At 70.3% G+C, this 994-nt stretch carries 1 protein-coding gene; it reads left to right on the forward strand.

Annotated elements, in window-relative coordinates; genetic code table 11:
• Nucleotides 1-994: thiopeptide-type bacteriocin biosynthesis protein (locus MJ783_RS23280; protein ID WP_239314032.1), on the forward strand; the 994-nt coding region annotated here is incomplete at both ends.

The raw sequence follows: 994 nt of genomic DNA on the forward strand, positions 1-994 counted from the left end.
GGCCGATTCCTGGACCTGCTCCCCGATGCTGACCGGCACAGGATGGTCGGGGTCTTCCGTCGGTTACCGCCGATGGTGCAGGGCGCGGTGGCGGCCCAGTTGTCGTTCCCGCCGGCGCATGCCCGGCTGGAGAACGTCACCCGCACACCGCAGGTCCTGGCGGACTGGGTCTCCCTCGCTGAGCACCGCGACGGCCAGCGCGGCGGGCTGCGGTGGACGGATCTGGCGGTCACGGCGGATGACGAACGGTTCTACCTGGTTTCCCTGTCCCGACGGGTCGTCGTCGAGCCATTGTTGACGCATGCAGCCGCCCGGCAGACCTTCCCGCCGCTTGCGCGGCTGCTGCATGAACTGCCCCGTGTCGGCGCTGGCGCTGTAACCCCGTTCTCGTGGGGCGTGGCAGGCTGTCTGCCGTTCCTGCCGAGGGTTCGTCATGGCCGCACGGTTCTGGCGCCGGCCCGATGGCGTATCGATCCGTCCGATTTTCCGGGCCGGCGGGCGACAGACCAGGAGTGGGCCGACGCGCTCGCGCGGCTACGGGAGCGGTCAGGACTGCCTCGTTGGATGAGTACCGGTCGGGCGGACGTACGGCTACGGCTGGACCTTGACGAGCGGATGGATCGCGATCTGCTGCGTGCCGAACTCGACCGCGAAGGCGCCGGTGTGACCCTGTCCGAGGCGCCAGGCCCGGCTGACTATGGCTGGGCCGACGGCCGGGCCCACGAGATCGTTGTCCCGGTTGCGGCCACTGTAGCCCCGCGTCCCGCGCCGGCCGTCGTGACGACGCCCGGTCCGACGGCTGTGGTCGACGCGGCATCCGGGATCCTGCCGGGGTCGATGGTGCTGTTCGCGAAGCTCTACTGCCATCCGGACGTCGTCGACACGATCCTCACGCGCCATCTGTCCGCGCTGCTCAACGTGTGGGAGAGCCCACCGCGATGGTGGTTCATCCGGTACCGCGACCCCGCCCCGCACCTACGCCTCCGGCTCCACC

It is taken from the genome of Protofrankia sp. Cj3 (genome assembly GCF_917627355.1).
Lineage (GTDB): Bacteria > Actinomycetota > Actinomycetes > Frankiales > Frankiaceae > Protofrankia.